27 protein-coding genes, 1 tRNA gene and 1 pseudogene are annotated in these 25765 nt (G+C 70.1%); 22 read left to right on the top strand and 7 right to left on the bottom strand.

Annotated elements, in window-relative coordinates; all coding sequences use genetic code 11:
* Positions 1-10: 10 nt before the first annotated feature.
* Positions 11-790: a hypothetical protein gene (locus FLX08_RS31290; protein ID WP_142623865.1), complete on the bottom strand. Its 780-nt coding sequence runs from the start codon at positions 788-790 to the stop codon at positions 11-13.
* 149 nt (positions 791-939) lie between these two features.
* Between FLX08_RS31290 and FLX08_RS40915 the strand changes: the two genes are divergently transcribed.
* The 7 genes from FLX08_RS40915 to FLX08_RS40910 all read left to right on the top strand — a co-directional run bounded on the left by FLX08_RS40915 (position 940) and on the right by FLX08_RS40910 (position 8023).
* Positions 940-2205: a hypothetical protein gene (locus FLX08_RS40915; RefSeq protein WP_167530636.1), complete on the top strand. Its 1266-nt coding sequence runs from the start codon at positions 940-942 to the stop codon at positions 2203-2205.
* 167 nt (positions 2206-2372) lie between these two features.
* Positions 2373-3296 carry a hypothetical protein gene (locus FLX08_RS31275; protein WP_142623862.1) on the top strand — a complete coding sequence of 308 codons (924 nt, stop codon included), beginning with the start codon at positions 2373-2375 and terminating at the stop codon, positions 3294-3296.
* A gap of 10 nt (positions 3297-3306) precedes the next feature.
* Positions 3307-4218 (top strand): class F sortase, encoded by a 912-nt coding sequence (locus tag FLX08_RS31270; protein WP_142623861.1) that lies wholly within the window; start codon positions 3307-3309, stop codon positions 4216-4218.
* 81 nt (positions 4219-4299) lie between these two features.
* Positions 4300-5337, top strand: a complete 1038-nt coding sequence (locus FLX08_RS31265; RefSeq protein ID WP_142623860.1) for a hypothetical protein — start codon at positions 4300-4302, stop codon at positions 5335-5337.
* Between the two features lie 87 nt (positions 5338-5424).
* A complete protein-coding gene (locus tag FLX08_RS31260; RefSeq protein WP_142623859.1) occupies positions 5425-6570 on the top strand; it encodes an acetyl-CoA C-acetyltransferase in 1146 nt (381 codons plus the stop codon).
* Between the two features lie 148 nt (positions 6571-6718).
* A complete protein-coding gene (locus tag FLX08_RS31255) occupies positions 6719-7318 on the top strand; it encodes a Uma2 family endonuclease (RefSeq protein ID WP_142623858.1) in 600 nt (199 codons plus the stop codon).
* A gap of 546 nt (positions 7319-7864) precedes the next feature.
* Entirely contained in the window at positions 7865-8023 is a 159-nt protein-coding gene (locus FLX08_RS40910) for a hypothetical protein (protein WP_167530635.1), read from the top strand.
* 61 nt (positions 8024-8084) lie between these two features.
* Here the strand turns inward: FLX08_RS40910 and FLX08_RS31250 are convergent, their stop codons facing one another.
* The 4 genes from FLX08_RS31250 to FLX08_RS31235 all read right to left on the bottom strand — a co-directional run bounded on the left by FLX08_RS31250 (position 8085) and on the right by FLX08_RS31235 (position 12896).
* The gene (locus FLX08_RS31250; RefSeq protein WP_142623857.1) at positions 8085-9962 is read right to left on the bottom strand and encodes an acyl-CoA dehydrogenase family protein; all 1878 of its coding nucleotides are present in this window, start codon (positions 9960-9962) and stop codon (positions 8085-8087) included.
* Between the two features lie 40 nt (positions 9963-10002).
* Positions 10003-11388 (bottom strand): sensor histidine kinase, encoded by a 1386-nt coding sequence (locus tag FLX08_RS31245; RefSeq protein ID WP_142623856.1) that lies wholly within the window; start codon positions 11386-11388, stop codon positions 10003-10005.
* On the bottom strand, positions 11388-12086 hold the full coding sequence (locus tag FLX08_RS31240; protein WP_142623855.1) for a response regulator transcription factor: 699 nt from the start codon (positions 12084-12086) through the stop codon (positions 11388-11390). The genes FLX08_RS31245 and FLX08_RS31240 overlap by 1 nt, the downstream gene beginning before the upstream one ends.
* Before the next feature lie 78 nt (positions 12087-12164).
* Positions 12165-12896 carry a class I SAM-dependent methyltransferase gene (locus tag FLX08_RS31235; RefSeq protein WP_142623854.1) on the bottom strand — a complete coding sequence of 244 codons (732 nt, stop codon included), beginning with the start codon at positions 12894-12896 and terminating at the stop codon, positions 12165-12167.
* Between the two features lie 202 nt (positions 12897-13098).
* On the opposite strand from FLX08_RS31235, the gene FLX08_RS31230 reads away from it, so the two are divergent.
* Entirely contained in the window at positions 13099-13650 is a 552-nt protein-coding gene (locus FLX08_RS31230) for an RNA polymerase sigma factor (RefSeq protein ID WP_142623853.1), read from the top strand.
* On the top strand, positions 13634-14383 hold the full coding sequence (locus tag FLX08_RS31225; RefSeq protein ID WP_142623852.1) for a hypothetical protein: 750 nt from the start codon (positions 13634-13636) through the stop codon (positions 14381-14383). The genes FLX08_RS31230 and FLX08_RS31225 overlap by 17 nt, the downstream gene beginning before the upstream one ends.
* Before the next feature lie 57 nt (positions 14384-14440).
* On the opposite strand, the gene FLX08_RS31220 is transcribed toward FLX08_RS31225, so the two are convergent.
* Positions 14441-15460: an adenosine deaminase gene (locus FLX08_RS31220; protein ID WP_142623851.1), complete on the bottom strand. Its 1020-nt coding sequence runs from the start codon at positions 15458-15460 to the stop codon at positions 14441-14443.
* A 74-nt stretch (positions 15461-15534) separates the two neighbouring features.
* Here FLX08_RS31220 and FLX08_RS31215 point away from each other — a divergent pair, with 74 nt between their 5' ends.
* Both FLX08_RS31215 and FLX08_RS31210 read left to right on the top strand, forming a co-directional pair.
* A complete protein-coding gene (locus FLX08_RS31215; protein WP_142623850.1) occupies positions 15535-16035 on the top strand; it encodes a SigE family RNA polymerase sigma factor in 501 nt (166 codons plus the stop codon).
* The gene (locus FLX08_RS31210) at positions 16032-17030 is read left to right on the top strand and encodes a PASTA domain-containing protein (RefSeq protein ID WP_142623849.1); all 999 of its coding nucleotides are present in this window, start codon (positions 16032-16034) and stop codon (positions 17028-17030) included. Before FLX08_RS31215 ends, FLX08_RS31210 begins: the two co-directional genes overlap by 4 nt.
* 178 nt (positions 17031-17208) lie before the next feature.
* Here the strand turns inward: FLX08_RS31210 and FLX08_RS31205 are convergent, their stop codons facing one another.
* Positions 17209-18414, bottom strand: a complete 1206-nt coding sequence (locus FLX08_RS31205) for a pyridoxal phosphate-dependent aminotransferase (protein ID WP_142623848.1) — start codon at positions 18412-18414, stop codon at positions 17209-17211.
* A 235-nt stretch (positions 18415-18649) separates the two neighbouring features.
* Between FLX08_RS31205 and FLX08_RS31200 the strand changes: the two genes are divergently transcribed.
* The 11 genes and pseudogenes from FLX08_RS31200 to FLX08_RS31150 all read left to right on the top strand — a co-directional run.
* Positions 18650-18722: transfer RNA gene (locus tag FLX08_RS31200), tRNA-Trp, on the top strand.
* 75 nt (positions 18723-18797) lie between these two features.
* Positions 18798-19055, top strand: coding sequence for a preprotein translocase subunit SecE (gene secE, locus FLX08_RS31195; protein WP_030510284.1), 258 nt, complete (start codon positions 18798-18800; stop codon positions 19053-19055).
* A gap of 55 nt (positions 19056-19110) precedes the next feature.
* Positions 19111-19896 carry a transcription termination/antitermination protein NusG gene (nusG, locus tag FLX08_RS31190; protein ID WP_244313034.1) on the top strand — a complete coding sequence of 262 codons (786 nt, stop codon included), beginning with the start codon at positions 19111-19113 and terminating at the stop codon, positions 19894-19896.
* A gap of 94 nt (positions 19897-19990) precedes the next feature.
* Positions 19991-20422, top strand: coding sequence for a 50S ribosomal protein L11 (rplK, locus tag FLX08_RS31185; RefSeq protein WP_030510282.1), 432 nt, complete (start codon positions 19991-19993; stop codon positions 20420-20422).
* 71 nt (positions 20423-20493) lie between these two features.
* Entirely contained in the window at positions 20494-21207 is a 714-nt protein-coding gene (rplA, locus tag FLX08_RS31180) for a 50S ribosomal protein L1 (protein WP_142623847.1), read from the top strand.
* 226 nt (positions 21208-21433) lie between these two features.
* Positions 21434-22291, top strand: coding sequence for an SCO4651 family lipoprotein (locus FLX08_RS31175; protein WP_142623846.1), 858 nt, complete (start codon positions 21434-21436; stop codon positions 22289-22291).
* 223 nt (positions 22292-22514) lie between these two features.
* Positions 22515-23039 (top strand): 50S ribosomal protein L10, encoded by a 525-nt coding sequence (rplJ, locus tag FLX08_RS31170; protein WP_030510277.1) that lies wholly within the window; start codon positions 22515-22517, stop codon positions 23037-23039.
* Positions 23040-23117: 78 nt separating this feature from the next.
* Positions 23118-23513, top strand: coding sequence for a 50S ribosomal protein L7/L12 (rplL, locus tag FLX08_RS31165; RefSeq protein ID WP_076438522.1), 396 nt, complete (start codon positions 23118-23120; stop codon positions 23511-23513).
* A 255-nt stretch (positions 23514-23768) separates the two neighbouring features.
* Positions 23769-24257, top strand: coding sequence for a hypothetical protein (locus FLX08_RS31160; RefSeq protein WP_142623845.1), 489 nt, complete (start codon positions 23769-23771; stop codon positions 24255-24257).
* Entirely contained in the window at positions 24254-24760 is a 507-nt protein-coding gene (locus tag FLX08_RS31155) for a hypothetical protein (protein ID WP_142623844.1), read from the top strand. The genes FLX08_RS31160 and FLX08_RS31155 overlap by 4 nt, the downstream gene beginning before the upstream one ends.
* A 420-nt stretch (positions 24761-25180) precedes the next feature.
* Positions 25181-25765: pseudogene (locus FLX08_RS31150) on the top strand (DNA-directed RNA polymerase subunit beta); the annotation flags it as partial.

The following is a 25765-nucleotide window of genomic DNA, read 5'->3' as shown; positions in this document are numbered from 1 at the left end:
ACAGGGGTGATCAGCCCATGCTGATCACCTCTTCGCCCTCCCGCTCCTCGCGCTCGGGCGGATCGTGCGGCCTTCGCCGTACGACCGTCCGGGCAGCGCGCTGGACCAGCAGCGTGCCCGCCACCGCCGCCACCGCGACGGCCACCAGCGCGTACGGCTGACGCCACGGCGAGGAGTCGCCGCCGGCCGCGGCCAGCCGCGTCGGCGGGGCGGCCCGGACCACCTGGGGGGCGGGGGCCGACTGGGATACACCGGCCGGCTGCGCGGACGCCGCGGACGTCGCCGTCGGCAGGCGGTTGGGAACGACGTTCGTCGCCTTCCAGGGGAACCCGGGTGGTTTCACCGGCCCCCAATAATCCTTGATCACGATGCCGACGGGCACCGGGAACGGCGGCGGAGCCGTCTTCAGCCCGCCCGGCACCGTGAGCGTGCCGATCTCGTACGTCGCGAACATGCCCTGCACACCTTCGACCCGCCACCGTCCGGCCGGCACGGTGATGGACGTGGCGTAGTGCGCGGGTTCCGGCAACGGCGTCCCGTCGAACGTCAGGGTCGTGCCGTCCTTTCCGATCAGGCGCAGGGCGATCGGTTCGAGGTCGCCGGGGCCGTCGTACGGATGGGTGCCGTGCTGAAGGACCCAGAAGCCCACCGTGTAGGAGACATCGGGCCGCACCGTGGCGGGAAGCGGGTCGAGCTCGGTCACGGCCCAGAAGCCGGCCCGCGCGTGCGCGGGCAGGGACGGCGCGAGGATCACCGCCATCGCCGCGAGGGCCACGAGCAGTCGTCTCATGGTCAACACCTCCACCCTCCCTACTGTTGCGGGACGATGAAGGTTCCCTGGGAATTTCCTGACATAGGCCGCCCGCCGGTTATGTCGATGGTCAACTCCTGGGAGACTGTTCGCCACGTGTACGTGACTGTGGTGGCAGGAGAGACGTCGTGCCCGACCCCAGTGCCCGGCGCAGGAGTGCCCGGCGTCGCATCGCGGCCCGATCGGCGGCGGGAGCGGCGGCCGCGCTGGCCCTGATGACGTGGCCGGTGCTCGCCGAGACCGAGAACACGACCGTGCTGTATTCCTGCACTCCGGCCGGCAGCGCCGCCGCCGCGACCTACCCGGTGAACGTGACCCTGGTCGGGCCCGCCGACCCGGTGGTGAGCAGCGCGGCGACCGTGACCTGGCAGATCGCTCCCGCGACGCCGTCCGACGGCCAGAGCGCGATGGTGGCGCCGGCGACGGGCGTCGCGGCGAACGACGTAATGATCGCCGAGGGTGTGGTGGAGGTGACCGGCGCTCCCGTCGTGAGCGAGCCCGCGGACGCGTCGCCGAGCCCCAGCCCCAGCCCCAGCCCCAGTCCCAGTGCCAGTCCCAGTGCCAGTCCCAGTGCCACCCCGACGCCGAGCCCGTCGCCCTCCCCCTCCGTCTCTCCGTCAGTCTCTCCGTCCGCATCGCCTTCCGCGTCCGCATCGCCTTCCGCGTCGGTATCGCCTTCTCCTGACGGCAACGAGTCGGCGACGGAGGCATCCCCGAGCCCGTCACCCTCCGCCAGTGCTGAACCGGAGAACGGCACCGACACGGAGAACGGCACGCAGGAGGAGAGTCCTGCGGCGATCACGCTGAGCCCGTCCGCCTCCACGGTGCTCGCGTCGTCACTCTCGCCGTCGGCAACGCTGACGCCGATCCCCCAACTGCTCGTCACGCTGACGCCGACGGCGACGGGCACGGTCGGGGTCGCGGCCGGAAACTTCACGCTGAAGCTGCGCGCCGCGGGGGACACCACAGGCGAGGGCGAGGCGCTCTACACGTGCACGCTGCCGGCGTCCGCGAGCAGGGCGTCGCTCGCGTTCGCCGTCGCCTCCTCCTCGTCCGCCTCGCCGTCTCCCTCGGCTTCGCCGAGCCCGTCCGACACCGACGACGACGCGAGCGCCTCGCCCAGCCCCAGCGCGGCGGCATCGACGAGCCCGACCCCGAGCCCGAGGACCACGACGACCACCACGGTCACGGCGACCGCGACGGCCTCCCGCACGGCGACCAAGCAGATCAAGACGACCCCGCTCGGCGGCGCGCAGACCGGGGGCGGGGGCGACGCGGGCCCGGACGCCCGCCTCGTCGTGCTCACCGGCCTGGCGCTGATGGCCGCCGCGGCGGCCGGAGGGCTGCTGCTGCGGCGGTTCGGCCTCAACCCCGGCTCGTACGGCAGGCATTAGCGTCCGGCTAGCGTCCGGCTGACGCGGACATGCCGAGAACGGGAGAATGTTTGAGCAATAGGAGGCGGTCTTGGGGTATTTGTCCGTAAGATCTCTACCTGACTGTGACCGTACGCTGGAATGCTGGTACGCCTGTTGACTGCGAGCATCGAAGTGGAGAGACGTCAGTGCTGAAGTCAAAGGCGCGGGGCCGTGTCGCCGGAAGGGCCGCCGCGGCCGGAGTGGTCAGCGCGGGCCTTCTCCTGGGCCTGAGCGCGCTCGGCGCGCACGCCGAAACGAAGACCGTGACGTACAGCTGCACTCCGAACGTGGGTGGCGCTGCGGTGACGCACGATTTCACGGTGACGCTCACCGCCAGCACAACGGCGGTGTCCGGCACCCAGTACACCGCGACCCTGAGCGTCCAGCCCGTCACCACGTCGGCGTTCCCCGCGCCGGTGGAGATCGCGAGCGGCGCGAAGATCGAGCTGCAGCCCAGCGTGTCGGCGTCGGCGCTGCCGGCCGGCATGACCGCGGGCGTGTCCACGCCCTCGCCGACCGGCGCAGCGTTGACCTCCGCCGTCGCGGCTCAGGGGTCGATGCCGCCGCTTCCCACGGCCACGATGACCGTCACACCGCAAAGCGGGGCCACCTCCGTCGTGCTGACGGCGAAGGACTTCAAGATCAGTATGATCGCGCCCGCCGGCACGGGCACGACCACCACGACGCCCACCGCGCTCTACAACTGCGTGGTCGCCAGCACGGGCGCCAACACGGCGCCCGCCGTCGCGACGATCGCGGTGGCGAGCCCCTCGGCGTCCCCGAGCGCGAGTGCCAGTGCCAGCGCGAGCCCCTCCGCGAGCGCCTCGCCCACGCCCCGTAACACCAGGACGGTGTACGAGACGGTCTTCGCGTCGCCCACGCCGGTCAAGACCAAGAAGTCGAAGTCCGCCCAGATCGAGAACACGCCCGGGGGCGGCGCGGCCACCGGCGGTGGAGGCGACGCCGGCCCCGACGCGCGGCTCTTCGTCCTCAGCGGCACCGCGCTCATGCTGGCGGCGGGCGCGGGCGGGCTCGTGCTCCGGGCCCGGCGACGTCCGGTGAGGCAGTAGGACGCGAGCCATGACCACCCCGCCACCTGGACAGTACCCGCCGGGCCAGCCGTACGGCGTGCCTCTCGGGCCGGGCGGGCAGGGCTACCCACAGCCGGTTTACGGCCAGCCGGTCTTCCAACCGGTGATGATGCCCCAGATGCAGCCCGTACAGCCGTCGCCTCCGCCGCCAGAGGAGAAGCCTCCCGGCAGCGGCGCGGAGGCCGTCCGGCGCTTGCTGATCACGGCGGCCATCGTGGGCCTGGTCATCATGATCGTGGGCGTAGTGATCATGGTGAACAATCCGGACGAGTACGCCGCGTCGGAGCGTTCGACGCTGAAGCTCGCGGCGCCGCAGGACGGGCTCGCCCCCTCCGTGGGGCCGGGCGGAGCCGGGCAGCCGCTGACGCAGGCGGTCGCCACCGCGCCGCCGCCGCTCCCGAAGATCCCGGCCGCGCCCGCGATGCAGCCGTCCACGCCCAAGCGCCTGATCATCCCCAAGATCGGCGTCAACGCGCCGATCAAGTCGGTCGGCCTCGACCGTTCCGGCGCGATCCAGACGCCCCCGATCAGCAACGCGAACCTGGTCGGCTGGTATCGCGGCGGCCCGACGGCGGGGGAGGCCGGCCCTGCCGTCATGCTCGGCCACAAGGACACCACCACGCGCGGCGCCGTCTTCAGCCGCCTGCACGAGCTGGAGTACGGCGACAAGATCGAGGTCGTCCGTCTCGACGGCACCGTGGCCGTCTTCACGGTGGGCGGGATCGAACAGGCGGACAAACAAACGTTTCCCACCAACCGGGTGTACGGCCACGCCGACAACGCCGAGCTCAGGCTGATCACCTGTGGCGGCACCTACAACCACACGACTGGCCACTATGTCGACAACGTCATCGTCTATGCCCTGATGACGGGTTCGCGGCTCGCGAAGTCGACGTCCTGATCTCGGGCACCTCGCGGGAAGGGCTCGTGGCGGGCGGCCGTCGGGGCTATGGTCTCTTCGACCCGATCATGAGGAGGGCCTGTGGGCTGGTTCTCGAAACTCCTGCTGCCCGGTCGGCTGCGCACGGGGCCCACGGCGCTGCTGCCTGCCCGGCCGGATCCGAAGACACTGCTGGCGGTCGCGCAACTCGCCGATCCCGAGGCGAGAACCGACGGCGACGACATCCTCGCGGGTGGGTCGCGCATCGAGGCGCCCGTCGAACTGACCGGTGACGTCCTCGCCAAACTCGGCGTGCCCGACGAGGACACACTTTGGGCGTGCCGGATCGCGGCCGAGGGCCCGCTGCCGGTGGACTTCTTCGACAAGAGTCTTGCCGAGGGCATCGCCTACCGCCTGGGCGGCTGGTTGCTCTGCCAGGGCGATCCGCTCGATCCCGCCGAGGAGACCGGAGACCCGCTGGTCTACCTGCCTGCCGTGCCGGAGCCCGAGGAGATCCTGCCGATCCTGGCCGAGGCCCTACGGCACGCCGAGGCGGTGGACGCCGAGAGGTGGCCGGAGGGCGAGCTGATCGAGGGCGTCGTCCACGTCCCCGTTCGCCGTGGCAGAGTGGCGGACGTCTACGCGGGCGCCGACGTGCTGGTCACGATCGAGGAGGGGCATCGTCTGCCGCCCGCCGCCCAGACCCGCTGGCCGTACCTCACGGAGATCGCGATCGTCCGGGTCTCCCCGATCGCACGTACGGAGGAGACCGGAGACGAGGGCGCGGCCGGCGCCGTCTCCGGAGAAGCGGCCGGCGGTACGACGGAAGGCGCGCCGAGCGCGGACGCGGCCCCGCTGGACGGCCACGCCGACACGAACTCCGGCCCGGACGCGGACGCCACCTCTGAAACGGACTCCGGCTCGGGTACGGACGCCACCTCCGGAACGGACTCCGGCTCCGACGCGGAAGAGGCGCCGAGCGGGAACGACGCGGAGGACGCCGACGAGGCGCGGGAGGCGCTGCTCGTCCGGGCGGCCGTCGCGGTGACGCTCGCCAACGAGCTCCGGGGGATCGCGGCCGACAGCCGGGGCTTCCAGCTTGCCGAGCCTGCCGACGCGCTCCCGGGAGGTTATGCCTGAATATGTCCGTTTCCCCGCCTCCCCCGACGAAAGTTCTGATGTAACCTCTCACTAACCGAACATTGCTCGGTTTCTTATGGAGGCACTGTGGCAGAGGCGTACATCGTCGGGGCGGTTCGCACGCCGGTCGGCAAGAAGAAGGGCGGGCTCTCCACGGTCCACCCGGTCGACCTGGCCGCCCACACTCTCTCCGCGCTCGTCGAGCGCACCGGCGTCGACCCCGCCGCCGTAGATGACGTGATCATGGGCTGCGTCATGCAGTTCGGCCCGCAGTCCATGGACATCGCGCGCAACGCGTGGCTCAGCGCGGGCCTCCCGGAGACCGTGGCCGGGGTCACGATCGACCGGCAGTGCGGCTCGTCGCAGCAGGCCATCCACTTCGCCGCGCAGGGGGTGCTGTCGGGCACGCAGGACCTGGTCGTCGCGGCCGGCGTCGAGTCGATGTCCATCGTGCCGATGGGATCGAGCATCTCGGCGGCCCTGGAGAAGGGCATGCCGTTCCCGTTCGGCGACAAGTGGGTCGAGCGGTACGGCAAGCAGGAGATCTCCCAGTTCCGCGGCGCGGAGCTGATGTGCGAGAAGTGGGGCCTGGAGCGCGACGAGCTGGAGCGCTACGCCTACGAGAGCCACCAGCGGGCCGCGAAGGCGATCGCCAACGGACACTTCAAGGACCAGATCGCCCCGATCAACGGCGTGATCGACGACGAGGGCCCGCGGCCCGACACCACGCTGGAGAAGATGGCCGGGCTGAAGACCCTCCGCGAGGGCGGCCGGATCACCGCGGCCACCTCCTCGCAGATCTCCGACGGCTCGGGCGCGCTGCTCATCGCCTCGGAGCAGGCGGTGCGCGAGCACGGCCTGGTCCCGCGCGCCCGGATCGTCACGCTCGCGCTGACCGGCGACGACCCGATCTACATGCTGACGGCGCCGATCCCGGCCACCCGCAAGGCGCTGGCCAAGGCGGGGCTCTCGATCGAGGACATCGACGTCATCGAGATCAACGAGGCGTTCGCCCCGGTGCCGCTGGCCTGGCTCAAGGAGATCGGGGCCGACCCGGCCCGGACCAACCCCAACGGCGGCGCCATCGCGCTGGGGCACCCGCTGGGCGGCACCGGCGCGATCCTCATGACCAAGCTCCTGCACGAGCTCGAGCGCACCGGCGGGCGCTACGGCCTGCAGACGATGTGCGAGGGCGGCGGCCAGGCCAACGTCACGATCATCGAGCGTCTCTGACCGTTCGCGCGAAAGGGCACCCCGGATCGATTTCGGGGTGCCCTTTCCTCTGCCGGGCCGGCGACGTCCGGTGCCGGGCCCCGGTCCTCGTGGGCCCGCTGGGTTACGCTGAGTCGTGGCTCGTGGGATCCGGGGCGAAGGAGGCGGGATGAGCGTCGCTTACGATGACAGAGAGCACTCCTATCACCACGGTCCGTACACGATCGCCGATCTGGATCGCATGCCCAGGGACGCGCGGTACGAGCTCGTCGACGGATGGATCGTCATGTCCCCCTGGCCCAGCATTCGTCATGACCACGCGGTCCGGAACCTGCGGACCCGACTGGATGCGGCGGTCGCGCGCGCCGGTGCCGATCTCTATGTGAACGGCCCGGTCGACGTGTTCACGTCGACCGGGATACGCGTGCCCGACGTCGCGGTCGTCGACGGCAGGGCCGCTCGTCGCGCGGTCGAGCGAGACGAACGGGCATATCAGGGAGTCGACCTGCTCCTCGTGGTCGAGGTCGTCTCCCGGGAGAGCGCCAGCGAGCGCACCGACAGGTACGAGAAGCCCAGCGAATACGCCAAAGCGGGGATCGCCCAATATTGGGTGGTGGACCTGGAGCCCAAGCCGAACGTCACGGTCTGGGCGCTGATGCCAGGTCATGATGTCTACCCGCAGGTCGATCGTGTCTTCGCCGGGGACCTGCTGAAGACGGATGTCCCAGTCGAGCTCTCCATCGATCCGGCTGTTCTCCTCTCGGTCTGAGCTCGGGTCTGTCATCCCTGCGAAGGCCATGACGGCAGGGCATGGACACCGAAAGGGCACCCCGGATCGATTCCGGGGTGCCCTTTCCTCTGCCGGGCCGGCTTACTCAGCGGCCTTTCGGCAGGCGCCGCGGCTGGCGCACCGGTCGCATGGGCGGGGCCGGGATCTGCCGCGGCGGTGGGAAGGAACGCTGGGGCTGCGGCGTGCGCGGGTTCTGCCGCTTGCCGCCTTTGCTGGACGCGCGAGTACGCATACGGGATCTCCTTGTACGTCGGGAACGCGGCACCGAGGTGCCGTCACTCAGCTGCCGCGTCGGATGGACAGGGCCGGAAAGCTGAGCGGATCAGCTGGGCTGATCAGCGGTCGCCGTACAGAATCCACATGCGGACGACGGTAACAAGCCGCCGTATCGCCGGACAAAGGGTTTTTCGCCCGTCCAAGACGGCCAAGCCGTCTCCAAGTGGCTCACCAGACCGCGACAAGTGGGGTCCTGTGTACTCAGACGCGTCAGAGAGACATCCCTTGCACAGGAGTCAGGAGATACCCATGAGGTCGATCAAGCGCGTCGCCGCCGTGCTCGCCACCACCGCCGTCGCGGTCACCACGTTCGGCGTCCTGTCCGCCCCGGCGCACGCCCAGAAGCCCGACGGCTGGTACCGCTGCTACGTCTCGGACCACGGCTGGATGTGGTGCCTCGACGTGTGAGCCTGACCGGCTCGCCGAACGGCCCCGCCCCCGCGCACAAGGGGGGCGGGGCCGTGCCCGTTCAGCCGATGTGCCGGTGGACGTCGTCGAACATGGACGGCCCGGTGCGCTGGGGCGCGATCCACGGCCCCTCCAGCGACGGGTCGATGATGCCCTCCTCCAGGAACGTGTAGCGCCCGTCGAGCACCCGCCGGGCCAGCCGCACGTCCATGGCGTCGGTGTTGTCCCAGAGCCGGTCGAACAGCGCCTCGGCCCGATGCCGGGCCTGGTGACAGAAGGTGTCCGCCAGCTCGTACGGCTTGCGCCCGAACTCGGCCCCGTCCTCCTGGGCGCGCACGCAGACCGCGGTGATGGCGAACAGCTCGGCGCCGATGTCCACGATCCGCGACAGGAACCCCTGCTTGTGCTCCAGCTGCGCCTGCCAGCGCGACATGCCGTAGAACGTCGACCTGGCGAGCTTGCGGCAGGTCCGCTCGACGTAGCGCAGGTGCTGGGCCAGCGGGCCGAACTCGGCGTACGACGTGGGCACCTGGCCGGGCCCGGCCATCAGGCTCGGCAGCCACTTGGCGTAGAAGGCGCCGGCCCGGGTGGCCGCCCGACCCTTGGCCCGCAGGTCGGCCTTCGGATCGACGAGCTCGCCCGCGACCGACAGGTGGGCGTCGACCGCCTCACGGGCGATGAGCAGGTGCATGATCTCGGTCGAGCCCTCGAAGATGCGGTTGATCCGCAGGTCGCGCAGCATCTGCTCGGCGGGCACACCGCGCTCCCCGCGGGCGTGCAGCGACTCGGCGGTCTCGTAACCGCGCCCGCCTCTCATCTGCACCAGCTCGTCCATCAGCCGCCAGGCCATCTCGGTGCTGTACAGCTTGGCGAGCGCGGCCTCGATGCGGATGTCGTTGCGCTCGTCGTCGGCCATCCGGCCGGCCAGGTCCACCACCGACTCGAGCGCGTACGCGGTGGCGGCGATGAAGGCGATCTTGCTGGCGATGGCCTCGTGCTGCCCGACCGGCCGGCCCCACTGGACCCGTTCGCGCCCCCACTCGCGGGCGATCTTCGTCGCCCACTTCGCCGCGCCGACACAGGTGGCCGGAAGGGAGAGCCGGCCGGTGTTGAGCGTGGTCAGGGCGATCTTCAGGCCCTGGCCCTCCCGGCCGATCAGGTTCTCCACCGGCACCCGCACCTGGTGGAAGCGGGTGACGCCGTTCTCGATGCCGCGCAGGCCCATGAACTGGTTGCGGTGCTCGACGGTGATGCCGGGGGCGTCGGCCTCGACCACGAAGGCCGAGATCTTGGAGCCGGTCCGGGCCATCACCACCAGCAGATCGGCCACCACGCCGTTGGTCGTCCACAGCTTGACGCCGTTGATCACATAGGCGTCGCCGTCGCGTACGGCGGTCGTCGACAGCCGGGCGGGATCGGAGCCGACGTCCGGCTCGGTGAGCAGGAAGGCGGAGATCTCGCCCCGGGCGCAGCGGGGCAGGAAGCGGCGCTTCTGCTCCGGGGTGCCGAACAGCCGCAGCGGCTGCGGAACCCCGATGGACTGGTGGGCCGACAGCAGCGCGGTGAGCGCGGGGGAGCACGAGGTCACGAGTTCCAGCGCGCGGCAGTAGTACAGGTGGCTCAGGCCCAGCCCGCCGTACTCCTCCTCGATGGTCATGCCGAATGCGCCGATCGCGGCCAGGCCCTTGATCACCTCGTCCGGAATCACGGCGGTGCGCTCGATGAGCGCGGGATCGACCTTCTCCTGCAGGAACGCCCGCAGGGCGCGCAGGAAGTCGTCTCCCTTCTTGATCTCCTCCTCGGTGAGCCGGGGGGCGGGGTGCACGAGGTCCAGCCGGAAGTCCCCGAGGAAGAGCTGCTTGCCGAAGCTCGGGCGGGTCCACTCCGTCTCGCGCGCCTGCTCGGCCACCTCCCTGGCCTTGGCATAATCGGTCGTCATCGTCGACCTCCTCGGCGGTGAAACGAGCTGTGCTCGTTAACTACCCGCCAGTAGCCTTTTGCATCGCGGGCAGCGCGATGTGTACGGCCATCCCTTCGCCGGGGGAGGAGACGATCCGGCACCGGCCGCCGTGCGCCTCCACGATGGCCTTCACGATCGACAGGCCGAGCCCCGCCCCGCCGGACAGGTGCACCTCCCCGCGCTGGAAGCGGTCGAAGGCGCGTTCCGCCTGCTCCTCGCTCATCCCCGGCCCGGTGTCGCGCACCTCGATCGTCACCGACTCCGGGGCCCGCAGCAGCCGTACGGTGGCCTTGGTGCCCTCGGGGGTGTGCGCCCGCACGTTGCCGAGCAGGTTGACGAGCACCTGGCGCACCCGGGCCTCGTCCACGGTCGCGACCAGGGAGGGCGGGGCCTCCACCGTCACGGGATACGCGGGATCGAGGGCGGCCGAGTCGGCGGCGACCTCGCGGGCCATCTCGGCCAGATCGGTCTCGTCGAGCGCGAGCGCGGCGCCCCGGTCGAGCCGGGCCAGCTCCAGCATCTCGCCCACCAGGCGGCCCATGCGGTTGGCCTCGGCCTCGATCCGACCCATGATCGTGGGCAGGTCCTCGGACGGGATCGCCCCGGCCCGGTAGAGCTCCGCATATCCCGAGATGGTCGACAGCGGGGTGCGCAGCTCGTGGGAGGCGTCGGCGGCGAAGCGGCGCACGCGGTCCTCCGACGCCTGGCGGTCGCGGAAGGCGTCGGCGATCCGGTCGAGCATGAGGTTGATCGCGGCGCCGAGCCTGCCGACCTCCGACGGCCCCTCGGGCATCCGGGCCGACAGGTCGACGCGCTCGGCCACCAGGTGGGCGGTGCCCGCCATCTTCCCGAGCGGCGCCAGACCACCGGCGATCAGCAGCCGGCCGCCCGCGGCCAGCAGCAGGATCAGCGCCCCGCCGGTCGCCAGCTCGCTGATCAGCAGGTGGCGCACCGGATCGTCGACCGCGTCCAGGGGCACCGCGACGACCACCAGTCGCAGACCGCTCGGCGACATCGACGCCGCCGCGATCATCTCGTGGTCGTGGCTCGGGTCGAGGTCGAACGTGCGGCCCTGCGCCGCGTACGCCAGCAATCTGTCCTTGCCCATGGCCTCGGCCAGCACGGGGACCGCCGCGGCGTCGGCGGCGTCGCCGCTGACCAGATGGGCGCGGTTCTCGCTGAGGTCGTAGGCGGCGAGGGCATAGGTGGAGCCGGTCAGCGCCTGTTCGAGCGGGTCGCCCACGACCACCCGGCGCGCCGCCGTGACGGTCGCCGCCACCACCTGCCCCTCCAGCCGCGTACGCAGGTGCCCGCGCAGGACGATGACGCTGACGAGGGAGAACACGACGAGCAGGACGGCGCTCACCCCGAGCAGCCCGGCGAGCAGGCGCGTCCTGAGCGACATCAGGAGTCCTGGGGAGGCCGCAGGGCGTATCCGATGCCGCGCTGGGTGTGGATCAGCGGCGGTCCGAGCGGGTCGAGCTTGCGGCGCAGATAGGAGATGTAGGTCTCCAGCACCTGCGAACTCCCGCCGTAGCCCCAGACCTCCTCGAGCAGCCGCCGCTTGGTGAGGACCAGACCGGCGTTGGCCATCAGGAAGGCCAGCAGGCGAAACTCGGTCGGCGACAGGTCCACCGGGACGCCGCCACGCCGCACCTCCCAGCGTGCCTCGTCGAGCTCCAGGTCGGCCACCCGGAGGATCGGCCCGTCGGCCCGTTCGGCCGCCGCCGGCACCGTCGTACGGCGGAGCACGGCGCGGATCCGGGCGACCAGTGCCTCGACGGAGAAGGGCTTGGTGACGTAGTCGTCGCCGCCGAGCGTCAGCCCGCGCACGGTGTCGGCGACCGCGTCGCGGGCGGTGAGGAAGATCACAGGAGGGTGCACGCCGTCGGCCCGGATCCGGCGGCACACCTCGAATCCGTCGATGTCGGGCAGCATGACGTCGAGGACGACCAGGTCGGGCTGATCTCTCAGCACCTCGCCGAGCGCCGCGGCCCCCGTGCCCACGGCCGTCACCCGGAAGCCGTGGAATCTGAGGGCGACTTCCACGATGTCCCGGATGTTTGGCTCGTCCTCGACGACGAGGATCCTGGTTTCACTCATGGGGGACCCATTGTGCAGGTAGAAAGCATTTGCCGCACAATTCGGGTTTACGCGGGCGCCCCGCGCGGCACTCGCGTGTCAGCGCGGAACGCGCGCCACGCAGAACACGGTCTGGCCGAACGGCGGGCGGATGAACCGCTCGATGAACCGGGTCGTCGGCACGACGGTGCGGTCGTAGATCTTCACGAGCCGGGGGTCGGGGTAACCCACGCCGCCCCGCCGTACGGCCGCCCACCAGGCGATGCCGCCGAGGAAGTTGATCGGCTTGAGCACCTGGACGTCAAGCCCGGCGTCGGTCACGGTCTTGCGCAGGGTGGCTGGGGTGTAGCGGGTGACGTGCCCCACCTTGCGGTCGAAGTCCCCGTAAAGCTGCATGTAGCCGGGCACCCAGATGACGATCCGGCCGCCGGGAGCGGTCACCTTGGCCAGCGACCGCAGCGCCTCGGCGTCCTCCTCGATGTGCTCCAGGACGTTCATCATCACGACGGTGTCGACCGGGTCGGCGAGGGGGATGTCGGTCGGCAGGCCGAACTGGAGCACCGACACGTCGTCGCGGTCGGCGAACCTCTTGCGCAGCTGCTCCACGCAGTAGGGATCGAAGTCGCTCACCACGAGCCTGTCCAGGCGCGGCAGGAACTGCTCGGCGAAGTGCCCGAGACCCGAACCGATCTCCAGGAGCGACCGCCCGACGTGCGGGGCGACCATGTCGAACTCGTACTGCCGGTAGTTCTTGGCCTCGTCGCCGCCGAGGTGGTTCTCCAGAGCCTCGTCCCCGGCCGCCGGCTGGACTACTCGGTCATACCCAGACATAGGATCCTCGATCTGCACGCTGACGGTCGTGGAAAGTGTAGTGCCCGCCCCATTGGCGGACGTCCGCTTCGCCGGAGGGGCCGTCGATGACGGCTTACGCCCACACTGTTCTTCCGGCGGCACGTTTCTTCGCGGAGCGCTGTGGACGGGATGCCCGTGTGATCGTAGGCTTCACCTCCATCCCACCCCCCCGATTGCCCCGATGGACGACGACGAAGCAGTGACCCGCGCCCTGGCCGGTGACCTTGACGCCTTCGAGGTGCTGGTCACCCGATACAGCGCGGTCGCCCACCGTACGGCGAGCCTGCTCGGCGCGGCCGACGAGGCGGAGGACGTCGTCCAGGAGGCGTTCGTCAAGGCGTTCCGCCACCTCAAGGGATTCCGCCGGGGCTCGGCCTTCCGCCCCTGGCTGCTGCGCATCGTGGCCAACGTGACCCATGACCTCACCCGGTCGCGCGGCCGCCGCTCCGACCTCGCCGTACGGCTGGGCCGCGAGCGGGAGCCGTACGGGCCGGGGGATCCCGAGGACCCCGAGGGCGCGGCCGTGGACGCCGACGGCAGGAGCAGACTGCTGGAGGCCGTACGCACGCTGCCCGACCGGGAACGCGAAGCCGTGGTCTGCCGGTATTTCCTGCAGTTGTCCGAAGCGGAGACGGCCGAGGTCCTCGGCGTGCGCCTCGGCACGGTGAAGTCGCGGACGTTCCGGGCCCTGCGGCGCCTGCGGGAGGAGGTGGGCCGTGAGCACCTCGGGTGACAGCGAACCGATCGCACCGCACGATCTCGAGTCACGGCTCCGGGCCCTCGGCGAGGACCTGGCCGTGCCCCCCGCGCCGCCGCCCGCCGGCGTGGCGCGCGCCGTACGCGCCCGCATCGAGGACGGCCGGGCGGAAGAGAGAGCACCCCGGCGGGCCGCGTGGCGGCCGACGCCGCGCGTGGCGGCGGCGGCGGTGGCGGTGCTGATGGCCGTGCTGCTCGGGGCCACCCCGCAGGGCCGGGCCGCGGTGGTGTCGGTGCTGCGCTTCGCGGGCGTCGAGATCCACGTGGGCGGCGCCGGGCCGCTGCCCACGGGGGTGCCGAGCCCGTTGCCCGGCGAGCGCCGGGTGACGCTGGAGGAGGCGCGGCGGACCGTCCGCTTCCCGGTCGTCGTGCCGTCCGTGCTCGGCGCGCCCGCCGACATCCGCGTCGCCGACGGCGGCCGGGTGGTGACGCTGCTGTGGCCGGGCGTCCGGCTCGACGAGTACGACGGCACGCTGGGCGTCGTCTGGCGCAAGGAGCTCGGAGAACCGTGGCCCGATCAGGTGAGCGCGGTCGGCGGATGGTGGATCCAGCAGCCCCACGGGGTGTCGTACGTGCCGTCGGGCGGGGGCGCGCCGCGCCAGGAGCGGGTGGCCGGGCCGACGCTCGTGTGGCAGCACAGGCTGGTCGGATTGCGGCTGGAGGGACCGGACCTCGAGGAGGCCGTGCGGATCGCCCGCTCGGTGAGATGACCGGTGAGATGACCGGTGAGATGACCGGTGAAGTGACCGCTGAAATGAACGGCGGGCTCACTCGGGAGAGGTGAGCCAGGCGTCGATCTCGCCGATCAACTCCTTCTTGACCGCGTCGGGCGCCGTCGACGACCGGATCGACTGCCGGGCCAGCTCGGCGAGCTCGGCGTCGGCGAAGCCGTACACGTCCCGTGCGAGCTCATACTGCGGCAGCAGCCGGGCGCCGAACAGCAGCGGGTCGTCGGCGCCGAGGGCGATCGGCACCCCGGCGTCGAACAGCCGCCGCAGCGGCACGTCCTCGGGCCGTTCCGCCACCCCGAGGCCCACGTTGGACAGCGGGCACACCTCGCAGGTGATCTGCCGGTCGGCCAGCCGTTCCATCAGGCGGGGCGACTCGGCCGCGCGCACCCCGTGACCGATCCGGTCGGCGCCCAGGTCGTCGAGGCATTCGGCGACGCTCGCCGCGCCCAGCAGCTCGCCGCCGTGCGGCACGGCGAGCAGCCCGGCCCGCCTGGCGATCCGGAAGGCGTGCTCGAAGTCCCTGGCCCGGCCGCGCCGCTCGTCGTTGGACAGGCCGAAGCCCACCACGCCCCTGCCCTCGTAGTGCGCCGCCAGGCGGGCCAGCGTCCTGGCGTCGAGCGTGTGCCGGATGCGGTTGGCGGCCACGATCACCGCCATGCCGATCCCGGCCTGCCTGGCCGCCTTCTCGGTCGCGTCGAGGACGAGTTCGAGCGTCTCGGTCAGCCCGCCGAACCGCTGGGCGTACCCGGACGGGTCGACCTGGATCTCCAGCCAGCGCGACCCCTCCCGGGCCTCGTCCTCGGCGGCCTCGCGCAGCAGCCGGTAGACGTCCTCGCGCCGGCGCAGCACGGACCGCGCGATGTCGTACAACCGCTGGAACCGGAACCAGCCGCGCTCGTCGGTCGCCCGCAGCTTCGGCGGCCAGTCCTCCACCAGAGCGTCGGGAAGATGGACGCCCTGCTCCCGGGCGAGCTCGATCAGCGTCGAATGCCGCATCGAGCCGGTGAAGTGCAGGTGCAGATGTGCTTTGGGGAGCGTGTTTAGTGGACGTGCCATCTCCATATGTTGCCGCATGTCGCTCTCAACCCGTGGCGAGGTTGGCGCGTTGGGGAGGGGCGAAAGGGGAGCTCATGACCGAAGAAGACGAGGCGGCCTTCGACGAGTTCCTGGCCGCGCGCAGCACCGCCCTCCTGCGCACCGCGATCCTGGTCTGCGGCGCCTCGGAGTCCGACGCCGAGGACATGGTCCAGAACGCGCTGGAGAAGGTCTACCGGCACTGGCCGCGCATCCGCCACGACAACCCAGAGGCGTACGCGCGCCGGGTCGTGGTGAACGGCGCGATCAGCAAGGCCAGGCGGCGCAAGGTGCTCCAGGAGATCACCTTCGCCCACCCGCCGGAGACGCCCGTGGAGTCGCCGGACCTCGGCCTGCGCGACGTGCTCGTCGCCGAGCTCAGGAAACTGCCGGCCCGGATGCGGGCCGTACTGGTCCTGCGCTATTGGGAGGACCTGTCGGAGGCCGAGACCGCCGCGCTGCTCGGCTGCTCGGTCGGCACCGTCAAGAGCCAGGCCGCCCGCGGGCTGGCACGCGTGCGCGCACGCATGGAGAACCTGCAAGGAGTGTCCGCATGAACGTCGAAGAGGCGCTGAAAGACGCCATGGCCGCTCAGGTCGCCGGCGTGCACGCGTCGCCGTCGCTGGGCCAGGCCGTCCGGCGGGGCAACCGCCGCCACATCGTCAGGTTTCGGGTGGCGGGAGCGGCCGTGCTCACGGCGGCGGTGGCCGTGGGCGTGCCCGTGGCGTTGACCGCCCGGCCCGACACCGTCCCGGCCGGCGGCAGCCTCGTGGGGGCCGGCGCCGGCGATCAGGGAGCCGCGGCAGGGTCCACGGCCGCCTCCGGTGACGCGGTCGCGACGCCGGGAGGGGTCGTGCCCGACCTGACCGGCAAGAACGCCAAGGAGGTCGACGCCATCCTGAAGGAGGCCGGCTACACGGTGCGGATCACGAAGATCGTCACCGACCAGGCCCCGGCGGGGACGGTCTTCGGTCAGATGCCGCAGCCCGGGACGGCCGCTCCCGCTGGCGCGGCGGTCACGATCATCATCGCCACGACGGCCGGCCCGACCCCCGCCCCCTCGGAGGGCACCGAAGACCCGGGGATGCCCCAGGACCTCGGCGACCTCGGGGACGGCCGGACGCTCGGCGGCGTGCACGTCGGCTATCTGCCCGAAGGGCTCGAATGGGGCAAGTGGTCCGGCAAGGACGGCTTCGGCAAGCGGAGCTACACCACGAGCTGGGCGGAGCCCGGCCTGGAGCCCGGCATGTACAGCGTCCAGATGATCGTCTATCGGAAGGGCGCCGTGAGCCGGCTGACCAAGCGCATGCAGAGCTACGCCGCGCAGGGCGCCACGGCGATCGAGATCGGCGGGAGGAAGGCCTACTTGGTCAGCGTGTCGGAGGGCGGCGACCGGGTCATGGACGGCGGCACCCGCACGATCGTGTGGACCCTCGCTCCCGGCGTCGGGGCCGAGGTCATGATCAGCCCTGACTACGCGGCCAAGATCGGCGCGGACGCGGCCGACAGGGAGCTCAAGAAGATCGCCGCCGGGGCCACCCTCGACAAGTGATCCCGATCCGATCCGGGCCTCCGCGGTCCCCACGGGCCCGGAGGCGGGTGGGGCGCACCCCGGCACGGCGAAGGCCCGGTCCCGCTTCTCGGGGACCGGGCCTTCGCGCTGAAACTTGCAGAGTCCCGACGGCCTCGGTTTCCGTTTCAGTGAGCCTCGGTTTTAGTGATTCTCAGCTTCAGCGGGCCTCGGCCAGGAGCTTGCCCACCCGGCTGACGCCCTCGACCAGGTCGTCGTCGCCCAGTGCGTACGAGAGGCGGAAGTAGCCCGGGGTGCCGAACGCCTCGCCGGGCACCAGCGCGACCTCGGCCTCCTCCAGGATGAGCTCGGCCAGCTCGGCCGAGGTCTGCGGGCGCCTGCCGCGGATTTCCTTGCCCAGCAGCGCCTTGACCGACGGATACGCGTAGAACGCGCCGAACGGCTCCGGGCAGAGCACGCCGGGGATCTCGTTGAGCATCCGGACCATGGTCTGGCGGCGCCGGTCGAACGCCGCGCGCATCTGCGCGACGGCCGACAGGTCGCCGGAGACGGCCGCGAGCGCGGCGGCCTGGGCGACGTTGGAGACGTTCGAGGTGGCGTGGGACTGCAGGTTCGTCGCCGCCTTGACCACGTCGGACGGGCCGATCAGCCAGCCCACCCGCCAGCCGGTCATCGCGTACGTCTTGGCCACGCCGTTCAGCACGACGACCCGGTCGCGCAGCTCGGGCACGGCCGTGGCGATGCTGGAGAACTTCGTGTCTCCGTAGACCAGGTGCTCGTAGATCTCGTCGGTCACGACCCACAGGCCCTTGTCGAGCGCCCAGCGGCCGATCTCCTCGACCTGGGCGGGGGAGTAGACGGCCCCCGTCGGGTTGGACGGCGAGACGAACAGCAGCACCTTGGTGCGGTCGGTCAGCTTCTCCTCCAGCTGCTCGACCGAGGCCAGGTAGCCGGTGGTCTCGTCGGTGACCACGTCGACCTGGACGCCGCCCGCGAGCTTGATCGCCTCCGGGTACGTCGTCCAGTAGGGCGCCACGACCAGGACCTCGTCACCCGGGTCGAGCAGCGTGGCGAACGCCTCGTAGACCGCCTGCTTTCCGCCGTTCGTCACCAGGACCTGGGAGGCCTCGACCTGGAACCCGCTGTCGCGCAGCGTCTTGTCGGCGATCGCCTGCTTGAGCTCGGGCAGGCCCCCGGCCGGCGTGTACTTGTGGAACCTGGGGTTCCGGCACGCCTCGACGGCCGCCTCGACGATGTAGTCGGGCGTGGGGAAGTCGGGCTCGCCGGCGCCGAAGCCGATGACCGGGCGACCGGCCGCCTTCATCGCCTTGGCCTTGGCGTCCACGGCCAGAGTCGCGGACTCGGAGATCGCGGAAATACGTGCGGAGATGCGAGGTCGCGTCATGCCTCCATCGTTCCAGACGCGCCACGCGGTTTCGTCTCCATATCCAGGATCCGGACGGGTCCGCACGGTAGCTTTAGATCGCACAGAAACGGCACTCGGGCCGCCTCCGGGCGGTGCGGCGGCCATGTGGTTCGACGGAGTGGTGATTCCCGCGTACACTTCACCGACTAGTGGGCCACGTGAACGACGCGACGGACGCTTCGGCGCGTTTCTCGGGTATCGTGGTGCACGGCTTAGGGCACTAGCGCAATTGGTAGCGCACCGGTCTCCAAAACCGGCGGTTGGGGGTTCGAGTCCCTCGTGCCCTGCGGAGTGCGGTCCGCGCAACAATGGCGTGAAAGCGCGCCGCAACTGCGACGGACACGACGGATCAGGTGAGGACTGTGGCGATCGACACCCGCGGTGAAACCGCTGGCAAGCCAGGCAAGCCGACCAGTGAGAAGAAGGCAAAGCGCACCTCGCCCGCTCTGTTCTACCGGCAGGTCGTCGCCGAGCTGCGCAAGGTCATCTGGCCTCGGCGCAATGACCTGATCTCGTACACGGTAGTTGTCCTGGTCTTCGTTGTGATCATGGTTGGGCTCGTGTTCGGGATCGATACGCTGTTGGGTAAGGCAGTGCTCTGGCTCTTCGGCGGATCCTGATCCCGCCCGAGACGTCACAGCACGTCAAGACACCAAGCGAAGAAGGAAGAGTCCCGTGTCCGAGTCCCCGATGTCGGCCGACCGCTCCCATGACGAGCATGACGAGTGGGGCACCGAGCAGGACGAGGCCGTAGCAGAGGTCGAGGAGACCACGGTCGCCGACTCAGACGACGACGACGACGGCGACGGCGACGGCGAAGACTCGGCCGAGGTCGCCGCACAGGTCGACGAGGACGGTGACGTCCTTCCGGATGTCGACCCGGTCGAGGAGTTCAAGCGTCAGCTTCGCGGTCAGTTCGGCGAGTGGTATGTCATCCACTCGTACGCCGGTTACGAGAACCGCGTGAAGCAGAACATCGAGAGCCGGATCGGGTCCCTCAACATGGAGGACTTCATCTTCCAGGTCGAGGTGCCGACCCACACGATCACGGAGTTCAAGGGCGGCAAGAAGACTCCGATCAAGGAGCGCGTGCTTCCCGGCTACGTTCTGGTCCGGATGGACCTGACCGACGAGTCCTGGGCCGCGGTGCGCAACACGCCCGGTGTGACCGGCTTCGTCGGCCTGTCCAACAAGCCGAGCCCGCTGAACCTCGACGAGGTCGCCAAGCTGCTCGCGCCGGAGCCTTCCGAGGAAGTCAAGAAGGCCACGACCAAGACCACCACCGCGACCGTCGACTTCGAGGTCGGCGAGTCCGTCACGGTCATGGACGGGCCGTTCGCCACGCTGCCGGCCACGGTCAGCGAGATCAGCGCCGAGTCGCAGAAGCTCAAGGTCCTCGTCTCGATCTTCGGTCGAGAGACCCCGGTCGAGCTGTCGTTCAACCAGGTCTCGAAGATCTGACCGCCTCGCGTAGACTCGATAGCCGTCCTCACGCACGCCCTGCTTCGGCGTGCCTGTGAGGCTTTTGTAGGACAAAGGACCCGGAGAAGGACAAATGCCTCCAAAGAAGAAAGTCGCGGCCCTGGTGAAGGTCCAGCTTCCCGCTGGGCAGGCCACCCCCGCGCCGCCGGTCGGTACCGCGCTCGGTCCGCACGGCGTCAACATCATGGACTTCGTCAAGCAGTACAACGCTGCGACGGAGGCCCAGCGGGGCAACATCATCCCCGTCGAGATCACCATCTTCGAAGACCGCACCTTCACCTTCATCACGAAGACGCCGCCGGCGCCTGAGCTGATCAAGAAGGCCGCCGGTCTGCAGAAGGGCAGCGCGAACCCGCACAAGGACAAGGTGGGCAAGCTGACCCGCGAGCAGCTTCGCCAGATCGCCGAGACCAAGATGCAGGACCTCAACGCCAACGACGTCGAGGCCGCCGAGAAGATCATCGCCGGCACCGCCCGTTCCATGGGCATCACCATCGCCGACTGACTCTCAGCGGTGACCAACGCAGTGGGAGGGCCCGCGCAGGCCCGGACCACGATCTCCACGAGGAGCACGAAGTGAAGCGCAGCAAGAACTGGAAGAACGCGGCGGCCGAGATCGACCGCACCGCCCTGTACGCCCCGCTCGAGGGCGTGCGGCTGGCCAAGAAGACCGCGACCACGAAGTTCGACGCGACCGTCGAGGTCGCCCTGCGGCTGGGCGTCGACCCGCGCAAGGCCGACCAGATGGTCCGCGGCACCGTCAACCTCCCGCACGGCACCGGCAAGACCGCCCGGGTCCTGGTCTTCGCGACCGGTGACCGTGCCGAGGAGGCTCGCGCGGCGGGCGCCGACATCGTCGGCTCCGACGAGCTGATCGACGAGGTGTCCAAGGGCCGTCTCGACTTCGACGCGGTCGTCGCCACCCCCGACATGATGGGCAAGGTCGGTCGTCTGGGCCGCGTGCTCGGCCCCCGCGGCCTCATGCCGAACCCGAAGACCGGCACCGTCACGCCCGCCGTGGCCAAGGCCGTCAGCGACATCAAGGGCGGAAAGATCGAGTTCCGGGTCGACCGGCACGCGAACCTGCACTTCATCATCGGCAAGGCGTCCTTCGACGACCGCCAGCTCGTGGAGAACTACGCCGCGGCGCTGGACGAGGTGCTGCGTCTCAAGCCGTCGGCGGCCAAGGGCCGTTACCTCAAGAAGGTCACCTTCACCACGTCCATGGGCCCGGGCATCCCGGTCGACCCGAACGTGACGCGGGCGATGACCGCCGAGATCGACGCCTGAGCCGTCTTCCCGGCCGACACGACGGAACGGAAGCCCCCGCCCTCTCCGGGCGGGGGCTTCCGCGCGTCCGCGGGCGGTCAGGAGGCGTGCTGTCGGCAGGCAGAACTCGGGTGATGTGAAGGTTCTGTGCACGGCTCATGGGGGTTTGTCCGCTAGCGACGCGCCGGCCGCGTTAGGCGCATAGGGTCAAGGGCAGGTAAAGGGGGACACCGAAGGGATGGACACAATGCGACGACTAATGGTGGCCGCGGGGGCGGTGGCCGCGATCACGGTCGCGGGATGCGGCACGACCGCGACTCCGTCTCTCCAGAACGCCAAGCTCTCGGCGGCCGAGGTCATCCAGCAGACCGCGCAGAAGGCCGACGACGTCAACACCTATGCCGCCGACCTCGTGCTGAACGTCACCGGCGCCGACGGCGGTCAGGCAGGGGTCGTCCAGGGCACCATGCTCTACCAGAAGACCCCGCAGATCGCCTCCGACATCAACCTCGGCCAGGTGACGTTCAACGGGCGGAACGTGCCCGGCGGCGTGCGGGTGATCCTCCAGGGCGACGTGGCGTACGTGAAGCTCGACATGCTCAGGACCCTGGTGGGCGCCACCAAGCCGTGGATCAGGCTCGACCTGAAGCAGCTCGGCTCGCAGGCCGGCGTGGACATCGAGCAGTACCTCGCCCAGGCCCGGCAGTTCGACCTGAAGACGAGCGCCGCCATGCTCACGGCGTCGAAGGACGTCAAGCCGGTGGGCAGCGAGCAGGTCGGCGGGGTGGACACGACCCACTACTCGGGCACGTTCCCCGTGGCCGAGGCGGTCAAGCAGCTTCCCGAGGACCGGCGCGGCCACCTGCAGGCCGAGCTGGCGAACGCCAAGGACGTCACGTTCGACGCCTGGATCGACGCCCAGGGCCTGCCGCGCAAGGTCGAGCTGAACGGCGGCAAGCCGGGCGCCGGCACGTTCAAGGCGACGGCGATGTTCAAGTCGTTCAACGAGCCGGTCTCGATCAAGGCGCCGGCCGCCGACCAGGTCGGCGAGCTGCCGCAGACGCTGCCGGACACGACGCGGCAGCCGTCCGGCACCACAGGCTGATTTGGCGTCCTGCCGGTTGACAACGTAGTCTGTCTCCTGCCGAAGACCGCCGGTCGTCACTGGGCCCACAACCCGGTGACCGAAGGATCCACGTGAGTGGACGGCCCGCGTAGGTGTGGAGATGCTTGAGGACGTTTGACGTCTATCCAAGCCCCGTGCGCCTGCGCCGGGGCTTGTCTGTTTTCTGAGGGCCTTCGCCGGCGGCACATCTGGAAGGAGGCCCATGGCGAAGGCGGAGAAGAGCGTCGCGATCGCCGAGCTCAAGAGTGAGTTCGAGGGATCCAGCGCCGCCGTTCTGACCGAATACCGCGGTCTCACCGTCGCTCAGCTCAAGCAGCTGCGCGTTTCTCTCGGTGGGAATGCGAAGTTCGCCGTGGCGAAGAACACGCTTACCAAGATCGCGGCCAACAACGCCGGGATCACCTCCCTGGACGACCTGTTCCAGGGCCCGACCGCCATCGCGTTCGTCAAGGGCGACGTGGTGGAGGCGGCGAAGGGTCTGCGTGACTTCGCCAAGGCCAACCCCCTCCTGGTGATCAAGGGTGGTGTCGTCGACGGCAAGTCGATGACCCCCGACGAGATCACGAAGCTTGCCGACCTTGAGTCCCGTGAGGTGCTCCTCGCGAAGCTGGCCGGTGCGTTGAAGGCCAAGCAGTCCCAGGCTGCCGCCACCTTCGCCGCGCTGCCCACCACGATGGCTCGACTGGCCGAGGCTCTGCGCGCCAAGCGCGAAGAGGCCGGCGAGTAGGTCCGCGCAGCGGACGGGGGAAGCGCGCACCGCGGTCCCTTTACACGTTTTTTGCTAGATCCACTGGAGGAACACATCATGGCGAAGCTCAGCACCGACGAGCTGCTCGAGACCTTCAAGGAGATGACCCTCCTTGAGCTGTCCGAGTTCGTGAAGGTCTTCGAGGAGACCTTCGACGTGAAGGCCGCCGCTCCGGTCGCCGTCGCCGCCGCCCCGGCCGCCGGTGGCGCCGGTGGCGCCGCCGAGGAGGCCGAGGAGCAGGACGAGTTCGACGTCATCCTCGAGGCCGCCGGCGACAAGAAGATCCAGGTCATCAAGGAGATCCGCGCCCTGACGAGCCTGGGCCTCAAGGAGGCCAAGGACCTCGTGGACGGCGCTCCGAAGCCGGTCTTCGACGGCAAGGTCAACAAGGAGCAGGCCGAGAAGGCGAAGGCCGCCCTCGAGGGCGCCGGCGCCACCGTCACCGTCAAGTAAGACGGTCTCGCAACACGCTTCACCGAAGGGGCGGGTCCATCCAGGTGCCGGATGGGACCGCCCCTTTCGCGTGCCCGGACACCGTACGGAATGCGGAATCTATGGGCAGGGCGGGCCGGCTGATCTATCGTGCCGACTAGGGAGTGTCCGACCACGGCGAGCGCGGGTGGCACGCCGGCTTCGCCGGGCACGACCGTGGATCCGCGCGACGTGAACGGGCCGAGACGACGACCGGGTGCTCAGGAGGTGCGGGGGATGCGGCGCGCGCTGACCGCCGGGCTCGTGCTCCTCGTGGTCGCGCTGGCCCTGGCGGTCCGCCATCTCGCCCAGGCCCGTACGGAGGCCCTCGCGGCGGCCGAGGACGGCGAGATGGCCGTACGGGCCGCAGCGGCGCACGCCGTGAGCCTGATGTCGATCGACCACCGCAGCATCGACGACGACATCAAACGCGCTCTGGCGACCTCCACGGGCCCGGAGCGGGCCCAGTACGCCGCCGGGCAGGCGGCTCTGAAGGCCGCCACGCTGAAGAACAAGGCCGTGCAGACGGGCGTGCTGCGGGCCTCCGCGCTCACCTCCCTCGCCGGCGACCGGCGCACGGCACAGGTGCTGATCGTCGGCGACGCCGTGATCCACTGGGAGGACGGCAGGAAGGCCCCTCCGGAGGAGCGCTTCTTCCGGTGGCGCATGGACGTCACGAAGGCCTCGGGCCTGTGGCTGGTCTCGCGGGCGGAGCTGGTGCGGTGAGGCGCCTGCTGCGGGCGCTGACGGCCCTCGTGGCGGCCGGGCTGGCCGTCGCCGCCGTGTGGCTCCTGCTCGATCTGCGCCGCCTCCAGGCCACCGAGAGAGCCTCCAGAGAGGCCCTGTCGGCCGCCCGGTCCTACGCACCCGACATGTTGTCGTACGACTACCGTACGATCGATCGGGACATGCTGAGGGCGGGAGCGCACGCCACCGGGCAGCTGGCGGAGCACTACCGGACGCTCGCGGCGACGCTGGGACCGCAGGCGCGCGAGCGGCGGACGGTGCAGCACGCGGTCGTGGCCGCCGCCGGCGTGGAGTCGGCGACGCCGGAAGAGGTCCGGGTGCTGCTGTTCGTGAACATGGTCACGACGCGGTCGGGCCCGGGTCAGGAGGAGCCGAAGCAGCAGGTCAGCCAGGGGAGAGCCCGCCTGGTCATGGTGACGCAGGGCGACGGCTGGCAGGCCTCCCGGCTGTCCACGCTCCTGGGTGACACGCCCGTTCCCTGAGCCCGTGGCTAAATTGTTAGCAAAGAACACGTTTAAGCGGTGCCACCCGGTGGGTATCCACGGCACGGCGGCGTCGACCGACGGTCAGCGTTGGGTCGTTCGCGTGACTGAGCGTTACCCGTGTCCGGTCCCGGGTAGGGACTGGATCCCCGGAGCTCGCTCGGTCGCGAGGGCGGAAAAACCCTGCGAGACCCCTGCCGGTTAGGCGAAATGTCGGCTCTCGGGCTTGACGTTTCGGCGCTGACGGGTGATGCTGCCACCAACGTGGAGCGCAGAGCGATAGCGGAGTGGACAGGTGTATGCCGATCGGCTACACTGCCCCTTTGCGCTGCCCTTTGACGACCGTCTCTCTGAGTAACTCTTAGTCCTGGTCGTCTGGCGTGCGTGTAGTCAGTCCGCGAGCCCTCGGAAGGACATCTGTTGGCAGCCTCGCGCAACGCCTCCGCCGTACCCGCCGGTCCCCGAACCGTGTCGTTCGCACGAATCGAGGAGCCGCTCGAAGTACCCGACCTTCTCGCCCTGCAGACCGAGTCCTTCGACTGGTTGCTCGGAAACGAGAAATGGAAGGGCCGGGTCGAGGCGGCTCGCCAGGCCGGGCGCAAGGACATTCCGACCCAATCCGGTCTCGAAGAGATCTTCGAGGAGATCAGTCCCATCGAGGACTTCTCCGGAACCATGTCCCTGTCGTTCCGGGATCACAGGTTCGAGCCGCCCAAGTACTCAGTCGATGAGTGCAAAGACAAGGACATGACCTACTCCGCCCCGATGTTCGTCACGGCGGAGTTCATCAATAACACCACAGGTGAGATCAAGAGCCAGACGGTGTTCATGGGCGACTTCCCGCTCATGACGTCGAAGGGCACCTTCATCATCAACGGCACCGAGCGTGTCGTGGTCTCCCAGCTCGTCCGTTCGCCGGGTGTCTACTTCGACCGTTCGGTCGACAAGACCTCCGACAAGGACCTGTTCGGCTGCCGGGTGATCCCGTCGCGCGGCGCGTGGCTC

Origin of the sequence: Microbispora hainanensis (genome assembly GCF_006874475.1) — a bacterium.
Classification (GTDB): domain Bacteria; phylum Actinomycetota; class Actinomycetes; order Streptosporangiales; family Streptosporangiaceae; genus Microbispora; species Microbispora hainanensis.
Note: the sequence above shows the minus strand (reverse complement) of the source record. Positions and strands in the feature narration are given on the sequence as shown.